The sequence below is a fragment of the Streptomyces sp. NPDC031670 genome (assembly GCF_055580545.1).
Window position 1 is genome coordinate 73,117 of the sequence record NZ_JBVILC010000006.1, and the last position, 22,226, is coordinate 95,342.

At 73.0% G+C, this 22,226-nt stretch carries 20 protein-coding genes; 8 read left to right on the top strand and 12 right to left on the bottom strand.

Translation table 11 applies throughout. From position 1 onward, the window contains the following. Positions 1-94 precede the first annotated feature (94 nt). Both ACZ5ID_RS13700 and ACZ5ID_RS13705 read right to left on the bottom strand, forming a co-directional pair. Positions 95-1,282 (bottom strand): TerD family protein, encoded by a 1,188-nt coding sequence (locus tag ACZ5ID_RS13700; RefSeq protein WP_468897075.1) that lies wholly within the window; start codon positions 1,280-1,282, stop codon positions 95-97. A gap of 113 nt (positions 1,283-1,395) precedes the next feature. After that, positions 1,396-2,220, bottom strand: a complete 825-nt coding sequence (locus ACZ5ID_RS13705) for an NAD-dependent epimerase/dehydratase family protein (RefSeq protein ID WP_468897077.1) — start codon at positions 2,218-2,220, stop codon at positions 1,396-1,398. 316 nt (positions 2,221-2,536) lie between these two features. Here ACZ5ID_RS13705 and ACZ5ID_RS13710 point away from each other — a divergent pair, with 316 nt between their 5' ends. The 3 genes from ACZ5ID_RS13710 to ACZ5ID_RS13720 all read left to right on the top strand — a co-directional run bounded on the left by ACZ5ID_RS13710 (position 2,537) and on the right by ACZ5ID_RS13720 (position 7,036). Then, complete coding sequence (locus tag ACZ5ID_RS13710; RefSeq protein ID WP_468897079.1) at positions 2,537-3,505, top strand: 5-dehydro-4-deoxyglucarate dehydratase; 969 nt, start codon at positions 2,537-2,539, stop codon at positions 3,503-3,505. Next, positions 3,502-4,644, top strand: coding sequence for a hypothetical protein (locus tag ACZ5ID_RS13715; RefSeq protein ID WP_468897081.1), 1,143 nt, complete (start codon positions 3,502-3,504; stop codon positions 4,642-4,644). Before ACZ5ID_RS13710 ends, ACZ5ID_RS13715 begins: the two co-directional genes overlap by 4 nt. 208 nt (positions 4,645-4,852) lie before the next feature. Next, positions 4,853-7,036, top strand: coding sequence for a protein kinase domain-containing protein (locus ACZ5ID_RS13720; RefSeq protein ID WP_468897083.1), 2,184 nt, complete (start codon positions 4,853-4,855; stop codon positions 7,034-7,036). 46 nt (positions 7,037-7,082) lie between these two features. Here ACZ5ID_RS13720 and ACZ5ID_RS13725 read toward each other — a convergent pair whose 3' ends face one another. Both ACZ5ID_RS13725 and ACZ5ID_RS13730 read right to left on the bottom strand, forming a co-directional pair. After that, entirely contained in the window at positions 7,083-8,525 is a 1,443-nt protein-coding gene (locus ACZ5ID_RS13725; protein WP_468897085.1) for an alkaline phosphatase PhoX, read from the bottom strand. A gap of 219 nt (positions 8,526-8,744) precedes the next feature. Further along, positions 8,745-10,199 (bottom strand): hypothetical protein, encoded by a 1,455-nt coding sequence (locus ACZ5ID_RS13730; protein ID WP_468897087.1) that lies wholly within the window; start codon positions 10,197-10,199, stop codon positions 8,745-8,747. 345 nt (positions 10,200-10,544) lie between these two features. Here ACZ5ID_RS13730 and ACZ5ID_RS13735 point away from each other — a divergent pair, with 345 nt between their 5' ends. Next, the gene (locus ACZ5ID_RS13735; protein ID WP_468897089.1) at positions 10,545-12,383 is read left to right on the top strand and encodes an endonuclease/exonuclease/phosphatase family protein; all 1,839 of its coding nucleotides are present in this window, start codon (positions 10,545-10,547) and stop codon (positions 12,381-12,383) included. A gap of 1 nt (position 12,384) precedes the next feature. Here the strand turns inward: ACZ5ID_RS13735 and ACZ5ID_RS13740 are convergent, their stop codons facing one another. The 3 genes from ACZ5ID_RS13740 to ACZ5ID_RS13750 form a co-directional block, all read right to left on the bottom strand. Beyond that, entirely contained in the window at positions 12,385-13,107 is a 723-nt protein-coding gene (locus ACZ5ID_RS13740; protein WP_468897091.1) for an antibiotic biosynthesis monooxygenase, read from the bottom strand. 101 nt (positions 13,108-13,208) lie between these two features. Further along, the gene (locus tag ACZ5ID_RS13745) at positions 13,209-13,871 is read right to left on the bottom strand and encodes a hypothetical protein (protein WP_468897093.1); all 663 of its coding nucleotides are present in this window, start codon (positions 13,869-13,871) and stop codon (positions 13,209-13,211) included. Then, entirely contained in the window at positions 13,868-14,041 is a 174-nt protein-coding gene (locus ACZ5ID_RS13750; RefSeq protein ID WP_468897095.1) for a hypothetical protein, read from the bottom strand. The genes ACZ5ID_RS13745 and ACZ5ID_RS13750 overlap by 4 nt, the downstream gene beginning before the upstream one ends. A gap of 135 nt (positions 14,042-14,176) precedes the next feature. Here ACZ5ID_RS13750 and dapA point away from each other — a divergent pair, with 135 nt between their 5' ends. Next, the gene (dapA, locus tag ACZ5ID_RS13755) at positions 14,177-15,067 is read left to right on the top strand and encodes a 4-hydroxy-tetrahydrodipicolinate synthase (protein WP_468897097.1); all 891 of its coding nucleotides are present in this window, start codon (positions 14,177-14,179) and stop codon (positions 15,065-15,067) included. On the opposite strand, the gene dapD is transcribed toward dapA, so the two are convergent. Together dapD and ACZ5ID_RS13765 are read right to left on the bottom strand one after the other, a co-directional pair. Continuing rightward, positions 15,058-16,053 (bottom strand): 2,3,4,5-tetrahydropyridine-2,6-dicarboxylate N-succinyltransferase, encoded by a 996-nt coding sequence (gene dapD, locus ACZ5ID_RS13760; RefSeq protein WP_468897099.1) that lies wholly within the window; start codon positions 16,051-16,053, stop codon positions 15,058-15,060. The genes dapA and dapD overlap by 10 nt on opposite strands. Positions 16,054-16,063: 10 nt before the next feature. Next, the gene (locus tag ACZ5ID_RS13765; protein WP_468897101.1) at positions 16,064-17,308 is read right to left on the bottom strand and encodes an MFS transporter; all 1,245 of its coding nucleotides are present in this window, start codon (positions 17,306-17,308) and stop codon (positions 16,064-16,066) included. Between the two features lie 111 nt (positions 17,309-17,419). On the opposite strand from ACZ5ID_RS13765, the gene ACZ5ID_RS13770 reads away from it, so the two are divergent. Further along, positions 17,420-18,307, top strand: coding sequence for a winged helix-turn-helix transcriptional regulator (locus ACZ5ID_RS13770; protein ID WP_468897103.1), 888 nt, complete (start codon positions 17,420-17,422; stop codon positions 18,305-18,307). Positions 18,308-18,510: 203 nt separating this feature from the next. Further along, positions 18,511-19,341 (top strand): alpha/beta hydrolase, encoded by an 831-nt coding sequence (locus ACZ5ID_RS13775; RefSeq protein ID WP_468897105.1) that lies wholly within the window; start codon positions 18,511-18,513, stop codon positions 19,339-19,341. Here the strand turns inward: ACZ5ID_RS13775 and ACZ5ID_RS13780 are convergent. Then, positions 19,338-20,609 carry a hypothetical protein gene (locus ACZ5ID_RS13780; protein WP_468897107.1) on the bottom strand — a complete coding sequence of 424 codons (1,272 nt, stop codon included), beginning with the start codon at positions 20,607-20,609 and terminating at the stop codon, positions 19,338-19,340. The two genes, ACZ5ID_RS13775 and ACZ5ID_RS13780, sit on opposite strands and share 4 nt — an antisense overlap. Before the next feature lie 459 nt (positions 20,610-21,068). On the opposite strand from ACZ5ID_RS13780, the gene ACZ5ID_RS13785 reads away from it, so the two are divergent. Beyond that, a complete protein-coding gene (locus ACZ5ID_RS13785) occupies positions 21,069-21,287 on the top strand; it encodes a hypothetical protein (RefSeq protein WP_468897109.1) in 219 nt (72 codons plus the stop codon). Positions 21,288-21,385: 98 nt separating this feature from the next. Here the strand turns inward: ACZ5ID_RS13785 and ACZ5ID_RS13790 are convergent, their stop codons facing one another. Beyond that, complete coding sequence (locus ACZ5ID_RS13790; RefSeq protein ID WP_344074290.1) at positions 21,386-21,724, bottom strand: metal-sulfur cluster assembly factor; 339 nt, start codon at positions 21,722-21,724, stop codon at positions 21,386-21,388. Continuing rightward, on the bottom strand, positions 21,721-22,185 hold the full coding sequence (gene sufU, locus ACZ5ID_RS13795; protein ID WP_358834177.1) for a Fe-S cluster assembly sulfur transfer protein SufU: 465 nt from the start codon (positions 22,183-22,185) through the stop codon (positions 21,721-21,723). Before sufU ends, ACZ5ID_RS13790 begins: the two co-directional genes overlap by 4 nt. Between the last annotated feature and the right edge of the window lie 41 nt (positions 22,186-22,226).

Here is a 22,226-nt window from a genome sequence, read left to right on the forward strand (position 1 = left end):
AGCCGGGAGCGGGCGGGACGAGGGGCCGAACGGATCGATTTGTCCGGTGGGGGTTGTGGGGTGTCAACAACGCCCCGCTTCGGACGGGCCCGCGTCAGAGCGCCTCGGCCGACGGCTTCACCATCCCGCGCACCGTCCGGGCCTTCACGAAGGTCCCCAGCGCCGTCATCTCCCACTCCCCGGAGAACTGCTTGATCAGCTTGGCCATCATCACGCCCGTCTGCGGCTCGGCGGTGGTCAGGTCGAAGCGGACCAGCTCCTCGCCCGTCGCCGCGTCGATCAGCCGGCAGTACGCCTTGGCGACCTCGGTGAACTTCTGGCCGGAGAACGAGTTCACCGTGAAGACCAGGCCCGTCGCGTCGGCCGGGATGCGGCCGAGGTCGACGACGATCACCTCGTCGTCGCCCGCGCCCTCGCCGGTGAGGTTGTCACCGGAGTGCTTGACCGCGCCGCCCAGGATGGAGAGCTTGCCGAAGTAGCAGCTGTCCAGATGGTTGCGCTGCGGGCCGTACGCGATCACCGAGGCGTCCAGGTCGATGTCCTTGCCCCGGAACGCGGGCTCCCAGCCGAGGCCCATCTTGACCTGGGAGAGGAGCGGACGGCCGCCCTTGACCAGCGAGACCGTCTGGTTCTTCTGGAGGCTGACCCGGCCCTTGTCCAGGTTGACCTTCCCGCTGGACGCGGCGGCGGGCGCGGCCGGGGCCGGGGCGGGGGGAGCCGCGGGCATCGGCGGCGCGGCCACGGGGACGGGCGGGGCGGCGGCGGGCGCGGCGGCCTGCGGCTCCTCGACCGAGACGCCGAAGTCGGTGGCGATGCCCGCCAGTCCGTTCGCATACCCCTGCCCCACCGCGCGGGCCTTCCAGGCGCCGCCGCGCAGATAGACCTCCATGACGACGAGCGCGGTCTCGCCGCCGAGCTGCGGCGGGGTGAAGGTGGCGATCACGCTGCCGTCGTCGGCGTTGCGCAGGGTGGCGGTGGGCTCGATGCCCTGGAAGGTCTGGCCCGCGGCGTCGGGGCTGGCGGTGACGACGATCTTCTCGATGCCGGGCGGCACCGCCGCCGTGTCCACCACGATCGCGTCCGGCGCGGTGCCGCCGCCGGAGCGGTAGGTGACGCCGGGGCCGGAGGGCTGGTTGTAGAAGATGAAGTCGTCGTCCGAGCGCACCTTGCCGTCGGCGGTGAGCAACAGGCCCGACACGTCGAGCCGCACCGGAGCGGAGACGTCCACCGCCACGCGGGCGGCCGGGAGCGGAAGGTTCGAGCCAGGTGTCATTGCGGTCATGTCCCGGAAACGAGCGGCACGGCTTTACGGTTCCTTGAACGTCCCGCCAATTCGGGAACGCCCCCGGAACCCGGCCGGGCCCCCACCCGGCCCCCGCCCGTGCCCCGCCGGACTCAGTACGGCCACACCGGCGGACGGGTGGTGAAGTGGCCGCCGAGGAAGGCGTGGTCCGGGTTGTCGGGGTCGAGCTCGCCGTGCTCGGCGATCAGCTTCTCGGCGTACCGCTCGGAGTCGTCCTCGGGTTCGTACCCGAGGGCCCGCGCCGACGACAGGTCCCACCACAGCCGGGTGTTGGCGGAGGAGCCGTAGACCACGGTGTGGCCGACGTTCTCGGCGGTGAGTGCCGCGTGGAAGAGCCGGGCGCCGTCGCCGGGGCTCATCCAGACCGACAGCATCCGTACGGAGGTGGGCTCCATGAAGCAGGAGCCGATCCGCACCGAGACGCTCTCCAGGCCGTGCCTGTCCCAGTAGAACTGGGCCAGGTCCTCGCCGAAGGACTTGGAGAGGCCGTAGAGGGTGTCGGGACGGCGGGGGGTGTCGACCGGGATCAGGGCCCGCTGTTCCAGCGGCACCGAGCCGCGCGGGCGCGGAGTGAAGCCGACCGCGTGGTTGGAGGAGGCGAAGACCACGCGCGCGACGCCCTCCTCGCGCGCGGCCTCGTAGAGGTTGTACGTGCCCTCGATGTTGGCCCGCACGATCTTGTCGAAGGTGGACTCCAGGGAGATGCCCGCGAGATGCAGCACCGCGTCAACGCCCCGGACCGCCTCGCGCAGCGCGTCCCGGTCGCCGAGGTCCGCGGTGATCGCGTCCGGCTCGCCCGGGATGGCCCGGGAGTCGAGGAGGCGCAGCTCGTAGCCGTACGCCGGGAGCAGCCCGCGCATCAGGGTGCCGAGCCCTCCGGCGGCGCCGGTGAGCAGGACGGTACGGGGAGCGGGCATGGGCGGTCTCCTCGGTGCGGCGGGCGGGGTCGGCGGCGCGTGCGCGAAGCGGGCCGAATGAACACCACTATGGATGTCATTCATATGCGTGGACACGCTAGGGAGCGGTCTCCGGCCGCGTCAAGTGTGGCGCGGCGCGGCGGGCGCCCCCATGGAGGCACCGGTGTCAACTGGAGGGAAAACCCCCGCGCGCCGGGGGTGCGCGTCTTGACCCCCGTCGTGGCGCTGCCTTAGCGTGGCCGCGTTCAGAAATATAGACGCCGATCAGAATTGTGCACGACGGCCCGTGCCGACGGCCTTTGCCCTGGGAGCGCCCGTGACGTCCGAGAACCCATCCCCGCTCGCCGCCCGCCTGGACGGCCTGCTCTTCTTCCCGGTCACCCCCTTCGGCCCGGACGGCGGCCTCGACCTCGACGCCTTCCGCGCGCATGTGCGCGGCGGCGTCGACGCCGGCGCGGCGGCGGTGTTCGCCTGCTGCGGGACGGGCGAGTTCCACGCGCTCACCCCGGACGAGTTCCACGCGTGCGTGGCCGCCGCCGTGGCCGAGGCCGCGGGCCGCGTCCCGGTGGTGGCGGGCGCGGGGTACGGGACGGCGCTCGCGATCCAGTACGCCCGGCTCGCCGAGGACGCGGGCGCCGACGGGCTGCTCGCCATGCCGCCCTACCTCGTCGCCGCCGACCAGGAGGGGCTGCTGCGCCACTACACGGCCCTCGCCGCCGCCACCTCCCTGGACGTCATCGTCTACCAGCGCGACAACGCCGTCCTCACGCCCGCCACCGCCGTCGAACTGGCCCGCGCCGACGGCATCATCGGTCTCAAGGACGGCATCGGGGACATCGATCTGATGCAGCGGATCGTCAGCACGGTCCGCCGTGAGGTCCCCGAGCGCGAGTTCCTCTACTTCAACGGGCTTCCCACCGCCGAACTGACCGGCCCCGCCTACCGCGGCATCGGCGTCACCCTCTACTCCTCGGCCGTCTTCTGCTTCGCCCCGGACATCGCGCTCGCCTTCCACCGGGCGCTCGGCGCCGGCGACGACACCACCGTCAACCGCCTCCTGGACGGCTTCTTCGTCCCGCTCGTCGAGCTGCGCAACCAGGGCCGCGGCTACGCCGTCTCGCTGGTCAAGGCGGGCGTACGGCTGTCCGGTCTGGACGTGGGCGAGGTGCGGCCACCGCTGAGCGAGCCCGACGCGGCCCACGTCAAGCAGCTGGCCGCGCTGATCGAACGCGGGCGGGCACTGCTGGCGGAGGGCGCCCCCGCGGGGAACGGGGCGGCCGCGTGAAGGCATCGGTCTTCCTCTACCCCTGGGACGTGATCGGCGACCCGGACGCGCCCGCGCGGATCGCCGCCCTCGGGGCGGGCCAGGTGACGCTCGCCGCCGCCTACCACTCGACGCGGGCGCTCACTCCGCACCATCCGCGCCACCGGGTGGTCACCGCCGAGCACGCGGCGGTCCTCTACCCCGTCGACGAAGGGCGCTGGTCCGGCCGGACGCTGCGGCCGTACCCGGCGGGACGCTGGGCGCCCGGCGACGCGTACGGCGAGGCGGCCGAGGCGCTGGCCGCGGCCGGGCTCGACGTCCACTCCTGGGTCGTCCTCGCCCACAACTCCCGCCTGGGCGCCGAGCATCCCGGGACGTCGGTGGTCAACGCGTACGGCGACCGCTACCCCTGGGCGCCGTGCATAGCGCGGCCCGAGGTCCGCGCGTATCTGGTGGCGCTGGCCGCGGAGGCGGCGGTACGGCCCGGGGCGCGCGGGACGGAGCTGGAGTCCTGCGGCTGGTACGGCCTGGCGCATCTGCACGCCCACGACAAGATCGCGGGGGTGCCGCTGGACGACACGGCCCAGTACCTGATGTCCCTCTGCTTCTGCGGGGCCTGCCGGCGGGGGTACGGGGAAGCGGGGCTGGACGCGGAACGCCTCGCGGCGGACGTGCGGGGGGCGCTGGAACCGGTGTGGGCCGGCGGCCCGTGCGCGGGCGGCGAGAAGCTCCTCGACGCCACGGTCGGCCACCGGGCGTCCGTGGCGCGCTCCTTCCAGGAAGAGGCGGTGCGGGCGGTACGGAGCGCGGCCGGGCCGGGCTTCCAGGTGCTGCTGCACGCGGATCCCGGAGCGCACCGGTGCGGGGCGAACGCGGGGGTGGACGCGGCGGGGGTCTTCGGGTTCGCGGACGGGGTGGTGGTTCCGTGCGCGGGGGGCCGGACGGACCTGCTGACGCCGTTCGCCGAGCACGCGCCCGCGGGAGCGGTGGTGGCGGCGAACCTCACGGTGGTGTCGGGGATGGGCGGCCGGCCGGACGCCCTGGCACGGGACGCGGGGCGCGCGTCGGCCGCCGGGGCGACCCAGCTGCGGCTCTACCACGGGGGGTTGGCCTCGGCGGAGGACCTGGATGCGGTACGGAGGTCGGGCGCGGTGGGGTGATGTTCCCCACCCCGACCCGCCGCGAAAGCCCTCCGCCGGGCGCCCCGAGGCCCGTGCCCGCCGGAATCGCGGCGGCCGAGGGCTCCTCCGAGGGGCGCGGCAGGCCGTCCGGCCGGCCGCGGGCACACCCCGGACGCAACCGGACACGGCCCGCTTCGCGTCGCACATCCTGACGGCCATAAGGTCAGGGGGACGATGGGGAGGTGCGGTGCGGAACATCGGCGGGTACCAGCTCGTCGCCCTGCTCGGCGACGACGGCATGGGTCAGGTACACCTCGCCCGCACCGCCTCCGGCCGGCTCGTCGCGCTGCGGACCGCGCATCCGCGCCTGGCCGCCGATCCCCGCTTCCGCGAGCGCTTCCGCCGCGAGGTGGCGGCGGCGGAAGCGGTGACCGGCCCGTACACCGCGGGTGTGCTCGCCGCCGACCCGGACGCCGAACTCCCTTGGCTGGCCACGGCGTACGCCACGGGCCCCGCCCTCTCCGAGGCCGTCTCCGCGCTCGGCCCCCTCGGTCCCGGCCGGCTCGCCGCTCTAGGCGCCCTGCTGGCCGAGGCGCTCACCGCCGTCCACGCCGCGCACCTGCTGCACCGCGACCTCAGGCCCGCCAACGTCCTGGTGACCCGCGACGGGCCGAAGGTCATCGGCTTCGGGATCACCGGAGGAACCCCGGACGAAGCGGCCGACGGCACCGTCGGCACCGTCGGCGCCCCCGGCTTCGTCGCCCCCGAACGGCTCGCCCGTGACGGCGAACCCGGCCCGCCCGCCGATGTGTTCGCGCTCGGCGGGCTGCTGGCGCTCTGCGCCACCGGCCGCAACCCGTTCGGCTCGGGCAGCGCCCCGAAGGTCCTGCACCGCACGCTCCACGAGGAGCCGGACCTCGACGGCGTACCGGACGACGACTGGCGGGAGTTCCTGGGGCGGTGCCTGGACCGCGAGCCCGCCGGGCGGCCCACCGTCGGCGAGGCACTGGTCTGGTGCGCCGAGCGCGGCGGCCCCGAGCCCTGGTGGGAGCGGGAGCCGGTCACCGGTCTGATACGCCAGCACGAGGAGGCCACCGCCGAGCTGGTCGGGGCCGCGCCCGCCCCCGGCCTCGCCGCGGCCCCCGATTCCCCCGCCTCCCGGCGGCGTTTCCTGCTGTGGTCCGCCTCCGGCGCCGTGGCCGCCGCCGCGATCTCCACCGCCGTCGCGCCCCGCGCGGAGGGCGCCGAGCACGCGCCGGCCGACGGCGGCGCCCCATGGCCCCGCGGCCGTGCCCTGTGGACCCGCGACCTCGGCGCCACTCCGTACGGCGGCGCCCTCCTGCGCCACGGCGACGCCCTCTACGTCCACGACGAGGCCTTCCTCACCCGCCTCGACCCCGCCACCGGCGCCGTCCGCTGGCAGCGGGACGCCGAGGGCGTCACCCAGGTCGTGCCGCACGGCAGCGATGTCGTCCACGTCGTACGGACCGTGCCCGGCGCCGCGCCGGTCCTCGCCGCGCTCGACTCCGCCACCGGCACCACCCGCTGGGAGACCCGCGATCCGCGCGCGGAGGGGCTGCGCCCGCGCGCCTCGGCGCCGTTCGAAGACGACCGGCCGGAGGGCTCCCGGGGCCTGCTCGCGCTCGGCGACACGGTCGCGTGCCTCGTCACGTACGAGCCCTACGAGAGCCTCGGGGCCGCCGGGCGGGGGCGGCCCTGGCGGGCGTACGGCTACGACCCGGCGACCGGCGAGGGGCTCTGGTGCCACGAGGGGACGGCCGCCCCCGTGACGGCGGTGCGGCACGCGGGCGGCCGGTTCGCGGTCGCCGCCTCCGTGCCCGCCGCGTCGGCCGGGCCCGGGGAACGCGGCCCGCTCCATGTGCTGCGGGCCGCCGACGGCCGCCCGGAGACGACCGTCGCGGGCGGGGCGCCGCGCCCGGACGCCCACCCGGGGGCGAGCGGCACCGGCTACTTCGCGCTGGGCGAGGCGGTCGGCGCCGTCGAGCTGGCGACCCGGACGACCCTGTGGTCCCGGGGTGTGACCGGGTCGGTGTCGGTGACCCCGACGGCCACCGGCGGTCTGGTGCACGCCGGTTCGTACGCGGAGGTCAGCGCGCTGGACGCGGCGACCGGCCGCACCCGCTGGCTGCGCACCGACGTACGGCGGCTCGGCGAGGCGGCCGGCACGCCGCCGCTGCTGAGCGAGGGGCGCCTGTACGTCACCGGGCCCGAGCCGGGCAGCGACCGGCTCGCCCTGGGCGGCCCGGAGTGGGGGCTGCACGCGCTCGACCCGGCGACCGGCGAACTGCTGTGGGCCGTGCCCTTCGAGGGCCGTGCGGAACCGCGCGGCGGCGCGGCGGGAGGAGGGCTGGTGCATGTGTGCGCCGGCTCGGTCCTGACCACCTTCCGGGGCCCGGACGGGACCGGCTGACGGATCCGCGGCACGCCGCGGATCCGCCGCGCGTCCGGCCGGGCGCTCAGCGCGGCTGGCGGCGCCAGGGGCCGGTGATGGCGAGCATGATGCCCGGCTCCTGGATGTTGGCGAACAGCGTCCGTCCGTCGGGCGAGAAGGTCACCCCGGTGAACTCGCTGTACTCCGGCTCCTGTTCGGTGCCCTGGTTGAGCTCGTTGCGGGCGATGGGGTACGTACGCCCGGAGTCGGTGGCGCCGAAGAGGTGCTGGACGCCCTCGCCGTCCTCGGCGATGACCAGACCGCCGTACGGCGAGACGGTGATGTTGTCCGGGCCGTCGAACGCGCCGTCCTTGCCGGGTTCGGCGTTGACGCCGAGCAGCACCTTCAGGGTGAGGGTCCGGCGGCGCGGGTCGTAGAACCACACCTGGCCGTCGTGCTGGACCGGGGACTCCCCACGGGCGTACGAGGAGACGATGTAGGCGCCGCCGTCGCCCCACCACATGCCCTCCAGCTTGCGGGCGCGCGTGACGTCCTGGTCCGTGAACTGCTTGCGTACGGAGGTGGTGCGGGCGTCGCGGTCGGGCACGTCCACCCAGTCGACCCCGTACACCGTGCCGGTCCTGGTGGCGCGCGAGAGGTCGTCGACGAACCGGCCGCCCGCGTCGTAGCACTTGGGGGCCTGGAGCACCCCGGCGTCGTCGGCCAGGGTGCGCAGCCGGCCGCGGCCGTGCTTGAAGCCGTGCGGCGGGGTCCAGCGGTAGAGCAGGCCGTTGGGGCCGGAGGCGTCCTCGGTCAGATAGAGGTGGCCGCGCCGGGGGTCGACGACCACGGCCTCGTGGGCGTACCGGCCGAGCGCCTTGACCGGCTCGGGGGCGCGGTTGGCGCGGCGGTCGCAGGGGTCGACCTCGAAGACATAGCCGTGGTCCTTGGTCATCCCGTTGGAGCCGGCCTTGTCCTCGGTCTCCTCGCAGGTCAGCCAGGTCCCCCAGGGGGTGGCGCCGCCCGCGCAGTTGGTGGAGGTGCCGGCGATGCCGACCCACTCCGCGACCGGGCCGCCGTGCGGGTGTACCTCGACGACGGTGCAGCCGCCGGAGGCGGCCGGGTCGTACACCAGGCCCTCGGTGAGCGGCACCGGGTGCGCCCAGTTCTTGCGCGGGCCCTTCAGCTCGTGGTTGTTGACGAGCAGGGTGACCCCGCGCGGCCCCTCGAAGGCGGCGGTGCCGTCGTGGTTGGACGGGGTGATCTCGCCGGACTCCAGCCGGGTGACGCCGCTGTGGGTGACGATCCGGTACGAGAAGCCGGCCGGCAGCGCGAGTATGCCCCGTGGGTCGGGCAGCAGCGGCCCGTAGCCGGGCTCGTGGTGGTGGCCGTGCCCGGCGGCGCCGTGGACGTCCTCGGCGGCCAGCGCGCCGGGCGCCGTGGCCAGCGCCCCGACTGATCCGGTGAGGGCGACCCCGGCACCGGTGAGGGCGGAATTCCTGGCGAACTCCCTGCGGCTGAGCGACATCGCGGGTCTCCTGACGAGATGGGGTGGGGCGGGGGGCGGGGTCAGGGTCCCGGGGGCGGGCGAACACCGCGACAACACGGGGTGTCACCCACGCCAACTCCCGCCCCGGGACTGTCGCTCACCCGCGGGCCGATGGCGGCCGGTCGCGCGGTTCCGTGTCCCTCAAAGGCCGTCGATCCCCTGCCAGCCGGCACCGCACGCCGCAAGGCGGGGCCCCGGCTACGCCCGTGACCGCGCCTTGAAGGCCGCCTTACGGGCCTCCTTCGCCACCTTCTTGTCCGGGTGCAGCCGCCCCATCGCCTCCAGCACGTCCGCCGTCGCGGGGTGCTCCACCCGCCACGCGGCGTCGAAGAAGCCGCTGTGCTGCCCGATCAGACCCTCGACCAGGCCCTGGAGCTCCTCCAGGTCCCCGTCCATCTCCAGTTGCGCGGCGATCGTGTCCACGGCGAGCCAGAACACCATCGCCTCCGGCGGCGCGGGGACGTCCTGTGCGCCGCGCTCGGCGAGCCAGACCCGGGCCAGGCCGCCCAGCTCCGCGTCGTCCAGGACCTCGCGCAGCGCCGGCTCCGCCTCGGGGCCGGTGAGGGCGAGCGCCTGCTGGCAGTGGAGCCGGCGCAGCGGGCCGCGCGCGTCCGAGCCGCGCGCCGCCGCCAGCAACTCCCGTACCGCGCCCGGGATCTCGTGCCGGGCCAGCCACTGCTCGGTCTCGGCGCGGGCGGCTGCCTCCGGGTAGTAGGCGATGCCGTCGAGCAGCGCGTCGGCGCCCTTGTCCACGAGGTCGCCGACGGCGGGCGCCTCCACGCCCGCCTCCAGCATCCTCGCGCGTACGCCGTAGAGGCCGAGCGGGGTGAGGCGGACCATGCCGTACCGGGCGACGTCCTCGTCGTCGACGGGCGGGGCGGGCTCCTCGCCCTCCTCGGCCATCAGCGCCTCGTCGACCGGCCGGTACTCCACCAGGCCGATCGGTTCGAGCAGGCGGAACTGGTCGTCGAGGCGCATCATCGCGTCGGAGACCTGCTCCAGGATGTCGTCGGTGGGCTCCCCCATGTCGTCGGGGACGATCATGGAGGCGGCGAGCGCGGGCAGCGGCACGGGGCCCTCGCCCGCGCCGCCCTCGGTGACGGTGAGCAGGTACAGATTGCCGAGGACGCCCTCCAGGAAGTCCGCCTCCGCCTGCGGGTCCCAGTCGAGCCGGTCGAAGTCGAGCTCGCCGTCGTCGCCGATGAGGTCGGCGAAGTCGTCGAGCACCGGAGCGGTCGCGTCCGCGAAGACCGCGTCGAAGGCGTCCAGCCAGACGGTGAGGACGTCCTGCGGGGAGCCGGAGGTGAGCAGCGCCAGGGCCTCCCCCGCCGTGACCGTCCCCTCGCCGTCCTCCTCCGCCCCGTGCTCCGTTTCGGGGTCCTGGACCTCGACGAGCCCGGCGTCGACGGCGACCCGCCACGCCTCGCTCGCGTCCGCGGCGCCGTCGTCGTCGGGGGCCAGTTCCAGCGCCTCGGCCGCCGCGGGCAGTTGCTCCTCGACGAGCTCGCCCCCGGCGCCGACGCGGGTCGCGGGTCCGGCCCAGCGGGCCAGCCTGACCGCGCGGGCGAGCAGCGGGGCGGCGAGGGCCGCGCGCGCGAGTTCGGCCTCGGAGTGCAGCCGCACCGGCGGCAGAGTGGGGCGGTCTCCGGACATCTGTGACGTACTCCTCGGCGAAGCGGCGCGGTTGCGGTGTGATGGATGAGACACCCAGCGTAGACGCATTTCGCCGGGTATCGCCGCGCCCGGTCCCGCCCGCGGCCGGGCCGGGCGGCGGGTTCCGGCCGGGGCGGGAGCGGTTGCGTACGGGAATCGGCCGGCGGTGTCCGGCCTCCCGGCACGGCCCGTTCATCCGGCCGTCGGATTCCGGCCACCCGGCGACCCTTGACAACTGCCCCGCCCAGCCAAGAGATTGACGCGCGTAGAACTTGCCGCACGCCTGGAACACCGCACTCGCGCGTGCGCCGATCCACCCTCACCCTCATCCTCCGGAGTCTGTTGATGCCCGTTCCGAGATCCGCCGCCGTCTCCGCCGTCGTCGCCGCAGCACTGGGCGCCGGTCTGCTCGCCGCCGGTTCGTCGGCCGCCGCCGACCCGGCCGCCCCCACCGCGGCCCGCATCCACGACATCCAGGGCACGACCCGCACCTCGCCGCTGGCCGGCGCGCAGGTGGCCGATGTGCCGGGCGTCGTCACGGGCGTACGGACGTACGGCTCCTCCAAGGGCTTCTGGTTCCAGGACACCGCCCCGGACGACGACCCGGCCACCAGCGAGGGCGTCTTCGTCTTCACGGGCTCGGCGCCGAAGGTGGCCGTCGGTGACGCGGTGACGGTCTCGGGCACGGTCACCGAGTACGTCCCGGGCGGTCTCTCCTCCGGCAACCAGTCGCTGACCCAGATATCCAAGGCGACCGTGACGGTCGTCTCCTCGGGCAACCCGCTGCCCGCCCCGGTCACGGTCACCGCCCGTACCGTCCCGGACCGCTACACCCCGGCCGGCGACCCGGCCGCCGGCAACAGCGTCAACGGACTGACCCTGAAGCCGAAGAAGTACGCCCTGGACTACTACGAGTCCCTGGAGGGCATGAACGTCCGCGTCGGCACCTCGCGGATCGTGGGCGCCACCGACCCGTACGGCGAGCTGTGGGTCACCGTGAAGCCGCACGAGAACCGCACCCGGCGGGGCGGCACGCTCTACGCGTCCTACCGCGAACAGAACACCGGCCGGCTCCAGATCCAGAGCCTGGTGCCCAGCGCCCAGCAGCCGTTCCCCAAGGCGAACGTCGGCGACACGCTGACCGGCGGCGCCGAGGGTCCGCTGGACTTCAACCAGTTCGGCGGCTACACGATCACCGCCCGTACGCTCGGCACGGTCGAGGACAAGGGCCTGAAGCGGGAGAGCACCCGCAAGCAGCGCACCGGCGAGCTCGCGGTCGCCACGTACAACGTGGAGAACCTGGACCCGTCCGACCCGCAGGCCAAGTTCGACGCCCTGGCCGACGGCATCGTCACCCACCTCGCCTCGCCCGACATCGTGGCGCTGGAGGAGATCCAGGACGACAACGGCGCCAAGAACGACGGCACGGTCGGCGCCGCCGCCACCATCAAGAAGTTCACGGACGCGATCGCCGCCAAGGGCGGCCCCGCCTACCAGTGGCGCTCGATCGACCCGGAGAACCTCAAGGACGGCGGCGAGCCCGGCGGCAACATCCGCCAGGTGTTCCTCTTCAACCCGGCGCGGGTCTCCTTCACCGACCGCCCCGGCGGCGACGCGCACACCGCCGTCGGCGTCACCGGCGCCAAGGGCCACCCGGCCCTCACCCTCTCCCCCGGCCGGATCGACCCGGCGAACCCGGCGTGGACGGACAGCCGCAAGCCGCTCGCGGGCGAGTTCGTCTTCCAGGGGCGGACGGTCTTCGTCATCGCCAACCACTTCGCGTCCAAGGGCGGCGACGAGGGCCTGGTCTCGCAGCACCAGCCGGTGCCGCGCTCCTCGGAGGCCAAGCGCCTGCTCCAGGCGCAGGCCGTGAACGGCTTCGTGAAGCAGCTCCTCGCGGTCGACAAGCACGCCCGGGTCCTCGCGCTCGGCGACATCAACGACTTCGACTTCTCGGGCACCACCAAGGCCCTGGAGGACGGGGGCGCACTGCGCTCGGCGTTCCGTACGCTGCCCGAGAAGGAGCGTTACTCCTACGTCTACCAGGGCAACACGCAGGTCCTCGACCAGATCCTGACCAGCCCGGCCGTGCGCGGCTTCGACTACGACAGCGTGCACATCAACGCGGAGTTCGCCGACCAGACCAGCGACCACGACCCGCAGGTCATCCGCTTCCGCCCGTAGGTCAGGCGGCCGGGGTGACGGTCAGCGCCGGAAGGTAGCGCGTCACCCCGCCACCCGTGACGCCCGGGTGGTCGCGCACCCGGGCCCACTGCGGGGTGTCCGAGCCGACCCCGGCGCCGGGCCCGGCCAGGGCGTCGATGTGGGCCCGCTCGCTCTCCCACTCGGCGTAGTTGAGGACGCGGGTGCCGTCCAGGCTGGTGTGGAAGTGGGCGGAGATGCCTCCCGGGGGCAGGTCGGGGTCGGTGGCCAGGGCCTCGAAGACGCCGTCCACCCAGGCCCGCTGGCGGCGCGGGTCCGGACCCTCGAACTCCACGTCGACGATGACCACGCAGCCGGGCGTACGGGGGGCGCCCGGCCGCGGGTCACTGCTGCGGTAGAGCCCGTAGGAGTGCAGTCCCACCCGCTCGATGCCGGGGACGGCCGCGTCGATCTCGGCGTTGCGGTCGTCCCGGAACCGCCGCACGAAGTCCTGGTACGCCGACTCGCTCCGCCACTGCGAGTAGTGCAGCAGCCGGTCGCCGTCGGTCCCGGTGAAGACGCTGTAGGAGAGCAGTCCCGGGTCCGGCCAGTCCCGGCTGCCCCACGCCTTCGCGATCGCCTCGACGGCGGCCCGCTGCCGCTCGGGGGTGCCCGTGCGCCAGACGCTGGACTTGACCACGCCGACGCCGGGCCGGCGCGGGTCGGGCAGGGCGTGGAAGGTGGCGTCGGTGGGCGTCGCGGACATGGTGGGCTCCCGGTGATCGTGGCGGTGCCGTGCGGTGGACGATCACCATCCTGAAACGTCAAGGTCACTTGAGGTCAAGGCCGGCCGGGCTCGCGGCCCGCTCATCTCTCCTGGTCGCCGAGCCGCGCCAGTTCGCTCTGGAACCAGTCGAGCCGGGCCTGGAGCAGCGCCGCCTCCGCGACCAGTTCCGGGAAGCTCCGGCCGGGCCCGGCGGCGCCCGTACCGAGGCCGGGCGCGGCCGTGACCTTCAGCCCGTCGCCGCCCCGCCGGGCGAAGTCGTCGAACCCCACGATCACGCGCGGCCCGGCGCACACCGCGCAGACCGGCTCCACGGCCCGCCAGCCGGGGCGTCCCCAGCCCGCGTCGGCGAGTCCGGCCGGGGGCCGCCGGCAGCGGCACGGCCCGGCCGTGGCGGTACGCACCCGCTGGCGGGCATAGCGCATCCCGCGCTCGAAGCGGATGTAGCGCCCGAGCACCGCCACTTCGAGCAGCAGCGCCTGGCCGTGCTCGGCCGTGCAGGTCAGCGCCGCGGCCTCGGCCCGCTCGTGCAGACAGTGGAAGCCGCAGTCGCAGAGCCTGGACGGGGAGCGGTGGCGCCGCCCGTAGGCGCACTGCGCGTCGTCGAGGACGCCGTAGGGCAGGGCGGCGCCGAGCGAGACACCGAGGAAAGCGGCCCGCGAGCCGTCCCGGGAGAGCGCCCCATGAGCGATCTTGTAGCCGGTGGGCGGCTCCGTCGGACGTTCCTCGGGGAGCCGCAGCCTCATCGGGCCGCCGTCACCTCGGCGGGCTCCCCAACCGGGACCTCCTCGGGCAGGGGTGGCGCCTCGTCCCGGACGACGTCCTCGGGCTGTTCCTCCGCGACCCCGGTGGCGAGAGCCTTGCCGAGCCTCATGACGACCTCCGAGGGGACGACGGTACGGACATGAACGGACACACCGTTCTCTCATGGTGACGTACGCACGGGCACCCGCCAAGAGCGCCTGCTGGTGCGACACTTCAGCACTGCTGTTGATGAACGGCAAGCAGATCTAAGTAGACCTTCACACTCATCGCGGCCCAGACTGCGCCCATGAGCACTCCCCGCCCCTTCGGGCGCGCACTCTGCGCCATGATCACGCCGTTCACCGCCGACGACCGTCTCGACCTCGACCACGCGCGACGGCTCGCGGCACATCTGGTGGCCGAGGGCTGCGACGGCCTGGTGCTCAGCGGCACCACCGGCGAGTCGCCCACCACGACCGACGCGGAGAAGGCGGCGCTGGTCCGGGCGGTGCGCGCGGAGGTCGGCGCGGACGTGCACGTCGTGGCCGGGGTGGGCACCGCCTCCACCCGGCACACCGTGGAGCTGGCCCGCCAGGCCGAGGAGGCGGGCGCGAACGGCCTGCTGGTGGTCTCGCCGTACTACAGCCGGCCGCCCGAGGAGGCGGTGGAGGCGCACTTCCGCACGGTGGCGGACGCCACGGGCCTCCCGGTGATGCTCTACGACATCCCCGGCCGCACGGGCGTCCGGATCGGCACGGACGCCCTGCTGCGGCTGGCGGGGCACGAGCGGATCGTGGCGGTCAAGGACTGCGCGTACGACCTGCTCGCCTCGACCAAGGTCATCGGCCGCACCTCGCTGGCGTACTACTCGGGCTGCGAGGAGACGAACCTGCCGCTGTACGCGGTGGGCGGCGCGGGCTACGTCAGTACGGTGGCGAACGTCGCCCCGGCCCAGATGCGGGCACCGCTGGACGCCCTCGACAAGGGCGACCCGGCGGAGGCGGCCCGCCTCAACCACCTCACGCTCCCGCTGACGGAACTGATGATGGCGTCGGGCCTGCCGGGCACGGTGACCGCGAAGGCCCTGCTGGGCAGTCCGGTGCGGGAACCGCTGCGACCCGCGTCCCCGGACCGGGTCGCCGCGCTGCGCACGGCCTACGACGACCTGGTCCGGGAGTCCGCACGCGGTCAGTTGTGACTGTGCAGGACCTCGTTGAGCCCGCCCCACACGGCGTTGTTGGGCCGGGCCTCCACCGCACCCGTGACGGAGTTCCGCCGGAACAGAATGTTCGACGCCCCCGAAAGCTCGCGGGCCTTCACGATCTGTCCGTCCGGCATCGTCACCCGCGTACCGGCGGTGACGTACAGCCCCGCCTCCACGACGCACTCGTCGCCGAGCGCGATGCCCACGCCCGCCTCGGCACCCACCAGGCACCGCTCGCCGATGACGATACGGACGTTGCCGCCGCCCGAGAGCGTGCCCATCGTGGAGGCGCCGCCGCCGATGTCGGAGCCATTGCCGACGACGACGCCGGCGGAGATGCGGCCCTCGACCATCGAGGTGCCCAGGGTGCCCGCGTTGAAGTTCACGAAGCCCTCGTGCATCACGGTGGTGCCCTCGGCCAGGTGCGCGCCCAGGCGCACCCGGTCGGCGTCGGCGATGCGGACGCCCTTGGGGGCCACGTAGTCCGTCATGCGCGGGAACTTGTCGATGGACGTGACCTGGAGGTGCAGTCCGGCGGCGCGGGCGTTCAGCCGCACCGTCTCGACGTCGTCGACGGCGACCGGGCCGAGCGAGGTCCAGGCGACGTTGGCGAGCAGGCCGAAGAGGCCGTCCAGGTTCTGGCCGTGCGGCTTGACCAGGCGGTGCGAGAGCAGGTGCAGCCGCAGATAGGCGTCGTGGGCGTCGAGCGGCTTGTCGTCGAGCGAGGCGATGACCGTACGGACGGCGACGACCTCGACGCCCCGGCGCTCGTCGGCGCCGAGCGCGGCGGCGGCGCCCTTGCCGAGGAGGGCGGCGGCCCGGTCGGCGGTCAGGCGCTCGGTGCCGGCGGGGCCGGGCTCGGCGGTGAGCTCGGGGGCGGGGAACCAGGTGTCGAGGACGGTGCCGTCGCCGGCGAGGGTGGCGAGGCCGGCGGCGACGGCGCCGGTGGAGCGAGAAGCAGTAGCAGTCGTGTCGGTCATAGCGGAAAACCTAACCGGCGGCGGCCCGCAGGGTCGAACCGGTCTCAGGTGCCGGGCGCGCGTCGCCGCCCGTGTCACCCCCGGTCAGCGGCCCCGGCAGCCTGCGCGCCCACAGCACCGCCAGCCCGGCGAGGCCCGCGAGGACGGCGCACAGGGGCCACAGCAGAGCGGGCGCGGCGGTGTACAGGGCGCCGCCGAGCGGCGGGGCCAGCACCTGGCCGCTGATGGAGGCGCCCGCGTACAGGCTCTGGAAGCGGCCCTGGGCGTGCGGCGGCGCCTGGTCGGCCACGTACGCGGTGGCAGTGGTCTTGTAAAGGATCTCGCCCAGGGTGAGCGACACCATCAGGGCGAGGGCCCAGCCCAGGGCGGCTCCCGGGATCAGCAGCGCGTACCCGAGGCCGACCAGGAGCAGCCCGCAGCCGACGACGCTCAGCGGCGCTCGGCCGCGCAGGGCGTGGGCGGCGGGGAGTTCGAGGCAGAGGATCACCGCGCTGTTGAGGGCGATCAGCCAGCCGTAGACATGGGCGTCCATGCCGTGGTCGCCCAGGAAGACGGGCAGCGTGGAGTACTGCTGGCGGTAGACGAGGTCGACGCAGACGATCGCGGCGAGCAGCACCGGCACGGCGGGCCGGACCCGCAGCTCGCGCCGGAGGCCGGGTGCCCGGGGGTCGTGGACCGGCTTGGCGTGGGCGGCCCCGCGGGCGGGCAGCACCCGGGCCGCGTACGCCGCGAAGAGCAGGGTGCCGGCGCCGTCGGCGGCGAAGAGCCAGTCGTACGACCAGTGGGCGGCGACCAGGGCGCCGAGCGGCGGGCCGACGGTGAAGCCCGCGTTGGAGGCGAACCGCATCACCGCGAAGCCCTGGCGGCGGCTGCCCTCGGGTACGCCGACGGCGACGAGCGCGGAGTTCGCGGCCCGGACGACTCCGGAGGCGTACTGGGCGAGCGGCAGCGCGGCCATCAGGACGGGGGTCGCCAGCAGGCCGAGGACGGCGAGCAGGACGCCGCTGACCACTGATCCCGCGAGCAGGGCGCGCCGGTGGCCGTACCGGTCGCCGAACCAGCCGCCGGTGAGGTTCCCGGCGACCAGGCCCACACCGCCGATCCCGCCGATCACTCCGGCGTGGCCGACGCTCAGGCCGCGCGGGCCGGTCAGGTACACGAAGAGGTAGATGAACGTGAAGCTGACGACCGCGTTGAAGAAGATGCCGAAGCACAGCAGCCGGACGTCTCCCGGCACCGCGCGCAAGGTCTTCACGCCGTAGCCCCCCTGGTCTCGGTCCGCACGGGCGAACTGGTGAGTTCCTTATGGGAACGGACTATGTCAGCATGGGGATCGCAGGTCAACGGCGTACGGAAGGATGGAGCCATGCCTCAACGCACCCGGCTCCACGACGAGCACTGCGCCATCGCCCAGGCCCTGGACGTCGTCGGCGACTGGTGGACCCTCCTGATCGTGCGCGACACCGCACGCGGGGTGCACCGCTTCGACGCGCTCCAGCGCGAGCTCGGCATGTCCCGGAAGGTGCTCGCCGAGCGGCTGAAGCTGCTGGTGGAGACGGGGGTGCTGAGCCGGGAGCCGTACCAGGAGCGCCCGGTGCGGTACGAGTACCGGCTCACTCCGCGCGGCCGTGCCCTGCTGCCCGTACTGATCGCGCTCCAGGACTGGGGCGACACCTGGGTGCTGGGAGAGGGAGAGACGATGGCCACGGCGACGGAGCGGTCCGGGGAGGCCGAGCGGGTGCGGGAGCTGGTGGGAACGAGGGTGCCCGCGCTCGAACTCACCGATTTCGACGGGCGGTCGCGCGACCCGGTGTCGGTGGAGAGCGCGTACACCGTGCTCTACTGCTTCCCCGGCGCCTACGCCCGCAAGGAGTCCTATCCCCCGGGCTGGGCGGGCATCCCGGGGGCGCCGGGCTGCACGCTGGAGTCGTGCACCTTCCGCGACCAGCTCGCCGAGTTCACGGCGGCGGGCGCGAGCGTGCACGGCGTGTCCACCCAGCGCCCGGACGAGCAGCGGGCGTTCGCGGACAAGGAGGGGCTGCGCTTCCCTCTCCTGTCGGACGCGGACCTGGAGCTGACGGCCGCGCTGCGGTTGCCGACGTTCCGCACGGCGGGGGTGAGCCGCCTCAAGCGCCTCACGCTGGTCATCGCCCGGGACCGGACGGTGGTCGAGGCGCTGTACCCGATCACCGACATCGAGGCGAGCGTACGGTCGGCACTGGAGGCGGTCCGCCGGGCGGGGGGCGGGGGCTGAACGGGGCCCGGCGGGGGCTCAGTGCGCGGGGCGGCCGAGGTTGAGCGGCAGCACACCGTCCTCGGCGGTGTGCTGCTATGGCTGAGCCCGGCGATACCGCGCTCGCCGACCACCCGGGGTCCCCGCCACTCGGCCGTGGGGGTCCCGGCAGCCCGCGCTGTGCGGTCTCGCCTCGTCCGGCGCACCGACACTAGGCTCGCGCCATGCCCACATCTGACAGCGTGACGCTTCGGACGCTTGATGGTCTGCGCCTGGCCGGCACCCTTGTGAGCCCCGACGCTCCCGCCTCACACGGTGTGGTCCTGGTGCACGGCGGGGGCGTCACCCGTGAAGAGGGCGGATTCTTCTCCCGGTTGGCCGCCGGACTGGCTGCCGCCGGGGTGGCGTCTCTCCGCTTCGACATGCGGGGCCACGGGGAGAGCGAGGGCCGGCAGGAGGAGCTGACGCTCACCACGATCCTCAACGACATTCGTGTGGCCATCGACCGTTTGCGCAGTGCCACGACCGCCGGGGGAATCACCTTGCTGGGTGCCAGCTTCGGTGGCGGTATCTGCGCGTACTATGCCGCGAAGCGTCCGGCAGACCTTTCACGACTGGTTCTGTTCAACCCTCAGCTGGACTACAAGTGGCGCACCATTGATACGCGCTCGTACTGGGCCGGTGATTCGATCAGCGACGAAGCAGCCCGACAACTCACCGAGCACGGATTCATCCAGTTCACACCGACGCTTCGGCACGGGCGGCCTCTCCTCAACGAGGTGTTCTGGCTGCACCCACACGAAGTGCTCGGGGAGGTGCGGGCCCCGACGCTCCTCGTGCATGGCACGCGGGACACCTTCGTGCCGATCGAGTCATCGCGGTCCGCTGTACGGAAGTTCCTCGCCCCCTGCGAACTCGTCGAGATCGAGGGGTCCCAGCACGGTTTCGCCGTGCACGACGATCCGGAATACCTCGACCCGCAGAGTCAGAAATGGCAGGCATTCGTGGTCCGCACGGTAACCGAGTGGTTATCGACGGCCCCCTCGCAGGGTTAGACCGCCTGGAGTGCTTCGCGGAACTCCCGCACGGCAGGGCGACTGCGCCAGTGGCGCAGTGTTTGTGCCACTTCGTCCAGGACCCGCAGAGTGCGTTCGGACTTCATAGCCCGAGCCACCTCCGCCGAAGCGCTACCGATCCGGGCAGCCTCGTCCGGCTCACCGCTCAGCGCCAAGGCAACAGAACGCCGGGCGTTGAAGAATCCCACGTCGCGGCGGGAGAGCGTGCCCGCCTCCATGATTTCCCCGAACAGGGCGGCGGCGAGGCCCGGTTTCCCTGCCTCTGTGTAGCTCACCGCGTTCCGGAGCGACAACGTGTGTTCGTTGAAGTAGGCACCCAGGTCGCCCGGCTCGGCGACGGCGGCGTCAGCCAGCAGTTCTCGTGCCGTACCGAGTTTCCGCTCCACCAGCGAGAACGGCTCCCCGAGCATGGCCCACCCCAGCGCTTCCTGCTGCGTCAGCTCCGCCCGCACCCGCACCGGAAGCCGCCACCTCTCGTGCTGGCCCGCCTGCGCCAGCGTCACCACGCGCGCCGCGTCTCCGTCGTCGTACGCCATTTGGGACTTTTTCAGCAGCATATAGCCTTGCATGGCGGGATCATTGGCTTCCTGCGCCCATTCCACAGCTCGGTCGTACCAGACAGCGGCCTCAGCCGGTTGCTGGATATCGCGATAGAGCCATCCTGCGAACTCCGCACCGACCGCGCCGACCGACAACAGCTCTCGCCGAACGGACGGCTTCACCTCACGTGCCCTGCGCTCCATGGCACTCAACAGTCCGAGAACCAGCGACAGGCTCTTGCGCGCACCCAGAGCACCGTCATCATGTTTGGCCACTTCGAGCTGTTCACGTAAAAAGTCGACCGCCGAACCATCGTAGTCCCGGTACTGGTCTTCCGGCGGTGCGGCTGCGCAGCGGATCTCCAGGGGCGCGGCACTCTCGCCACCATCCCCAGAAGCACTCTCCCATGGCCGGCTCGGCAGGCCGATCATTCCTCCGGGAATACCGAACCCGTCGGCCACGCGTTCGACAACCTCACGCCCTCGGATACCACGAACACCCCGGATGATGTCGCTCACGCGTGAACTCGACATCTTCCCGATGGCAGCCGCCATGGCGGCATGACTGGAGCCGGAGCGCCGGTTCACGAGCCGGAAGATCTCCCGGAAGTCCCGGGCGGAGCAGGCCTGTTGCATGACCTCACTCCGAAGGAGCGCGTCTGGGATCGTCAGTGGATAACCGCCGCGCCGGGTCTCGCGTTCGTCCATGGGCGCCCCTGGGGAGGACCGGAGTGATCTTTTCCAGAATAGCCCCGGGCTCTGGACGGGGCCCGTCGAACCGTAACGGGGTTCCCCAAAAGCTCCTGCGGGGATCCCCGTTCGCTGTTCCGTACACAGCCGCGTCCCGCCAAGCTTTTCGGACGACACCCACCCCCACGACCATGGAGACGGTCCGGGGCGTGGTCACAACCAGCAGAGGTTGACGACAGTGCCCGAAGTCACCGCCAGAACCACCGAAAACCCCCAGCGGGCAAAGGGTGATACCGACGCACGGCAGTGGGAGTACACGACCTACGCGCCCGCCGGTGAGACGTGCCCGGCGTGCGAAAGGCCCATCAAGAGCCTTGAAAACTGCCGACGGGCGGCATCGGCCCGCCCCGACGCCGCTCCGGTCGCGGCGTACTGGCATACGGACTGCGCCCCCATGGCGGCGGGACGATGATCTCTGTGGAGCAGTACAGGAGTGCGCTCGCCGAGGCGGAGCACACCGCCGCTCTGCTGCGCGCGGCCCTGCGCCGTACCGGCGTAGCCGAGCAGGAAGTCTCGCGGGTGCGTGGCCTGGTCACCGGGAGGGGGCGGGGATACGTGGAGATCGGGGCGCTTTCCGTCGGCTCGGCGGCGGCGCTGCTCGACGCACTTGTTTCATCGGTGGCCGAGCGCCCCTGAGCCGCGCCGTTGCGCGGGCCGTCCGCCGCATACGCGAAAGGCCCCCGGCACCCACCAGCACCAGAGGCCCCACACGTCATACAGGTCACACAGGGGGATCAGACGTTGAACCCCAGCGCACGCAACTGCTCGCGCCCGTCGTCCGTGATCTTGTCCGGGCCCCACGGCGGCATCCAGACCCAGTTGATCTTGAGTTCGTTGACGATGCCGTCGGTCGCGGCCTTCGCCTGGTCCTCGATCACGTCGGTCAGCGGGCAGGCCGCGGACGTCAGGGTCATGTCGAGCGTGGCGATGTTGGCGTCGTCGATGTGGATGCCGTAGATGAGGCCCAGGTTGACGACGTCGATGCCCAGCTCGGGGTCGACGACGTCGTACAGCGCCTCACGGACTTCTTCCTCCGAGGCCGGCTTCAAGGTGGCCTCCGCGTTCTCGGTCATGCGCTCTTCCTCTCGGCTTCGGCGCCCAGCGCCTGGGCCGTCGCGTCCTTCCAGGCCATCCAGCTCAGCAGAGCACACTTCACGCGCGCGGGGTACTTGGAGACACCGGCGAACGCGACCGCGTCCTCCAGCACCTCCTCCATCGCGTCGTCCGGCTCCAGCTGGCCCTTGGACTGCATCAGCTCCAGGAAGGTCTCCTGGATGCGCCGCGCCTCGTCGAGCTCCTTGCCGACCAGCAGGTCGTTGAGGACGGAGGCGCTGGCCTGGCTGATGGAGCAGCCCTGACCCTCGTAACTGATGTCCGAGATCTGCGAGCCCTCGTACTTCACTCGCAGGGTGATCTCGTCCCCGCACGTCGGGTTCACGTGGTGCACCTCGGCGTCACCGTCCCGCAAGCCCCGCCCGTGCGGATGCTTGTAGTGGTCCAGGATGACGTCCTGGTACATCGAATCCAGCTTCACAACGAATTACCTCGCGTCCCTGCAATCGCTCGCCGCACGTC

Excerpts from the sequence above, each read along its gene's own strand:
- ACZ5ID_RS13705 (WP_468897077.1), bottom strand. The coding sequence starts at position 2,220 with ATGCCCGCTCCCCGTACCGTCCTGCTCACCGGCGCCGCCGGAGGGCTC.
- ACZ5ID_RS13730 (WP_468897087.1), bottom strand. The coding sequence starts at position 10,199 with ATGTCCGGAGACCGCCCCACTCTGCCGCCGGTGCGGCTGCACTCCGAG.
- ACZ5ID_RS13745 (WP_468897093.1), bottom strand. The coding sequence starts at position 13,871 with ATGAGGCTGCGGCTCCCCGAGGAACGTCCGACGGAGCCGCCCACCGGC.
- ACZ5ID_RS13790 (WP_344074290.1), bottom strand. The coding sequence starts at position 21,724 with ATGACCGAGAACGCGGAGGCCACCTTGAAGCCGGCCTCGGAGGAAGAA.
- dapA (WP_468897097.1), top strand. The coding sequence starts at position 14,177 with ATGAGCACTCCCCGCCCCTTCGGGCGCGCACTCTGCGCCATGATCACG.
- ACZ5ID_RS13775 (WP_468897105.1), top strand. The coding sequence starts at position 18,511 with ATGCCCACATCTGACAGCGTGACGCTTCGGACGCTTGATGGTCTGCGC.
- ACZ5ID_RS13735 (WP_468897089.1), top strand. The coding sequence starts at position 10,545 with ATGCCCGTTCCGAGATCCGCCGCCGTCTCCGCCGTCGTCGCCGCAGCA.
- ACZ5ID_RS13700 (WP_468897075.1), bottom strand. The coding sequence starts at position 1,282 with ATGACCGCAATGACACCTGGCTCGAACCTTCCGCTCCCGGCCGCCCGC.
- dapD (WP_468897099.1), bottom strand. The coding sequence starts at position 16,053 with ATGACCGACACGACTGCTACTGCTTCTCGCTCCACCGGCGCCGTCGCC.
- ACZ5ID_RS13725 (WP_468897085.1), bottom strand. The coding sequence starts at position 8,525 with ATGTCGCTCAGCCGCAGGGAGTTCGCCAGGAATTCCGCCCTCACCGGT.
- ACZ5ID_RS13780 (WP_468897107.1), bottom strand. The coding sequence starts at position 20,609 with ATGGACGAACGCGAGACCCGGCGCGGCGGTTATCCACTGACGATCCCA.
- ACZ5ID_RS13740 (WP_468897091.1), bottom strand. The coding sequence starts at position 13,107 with ATGTCCGCGACGCCCACCGACGCCACCTTCCACGCCCTGCCCGACCCG.
- ACZ5ID_RS13770 (WP_468897103.1), top strand. The coding sequence starts at position 17,420 with ATGCCTCAACGCACCCGGCTCCACGACGAGCACTGCGCCATCGCCCAG.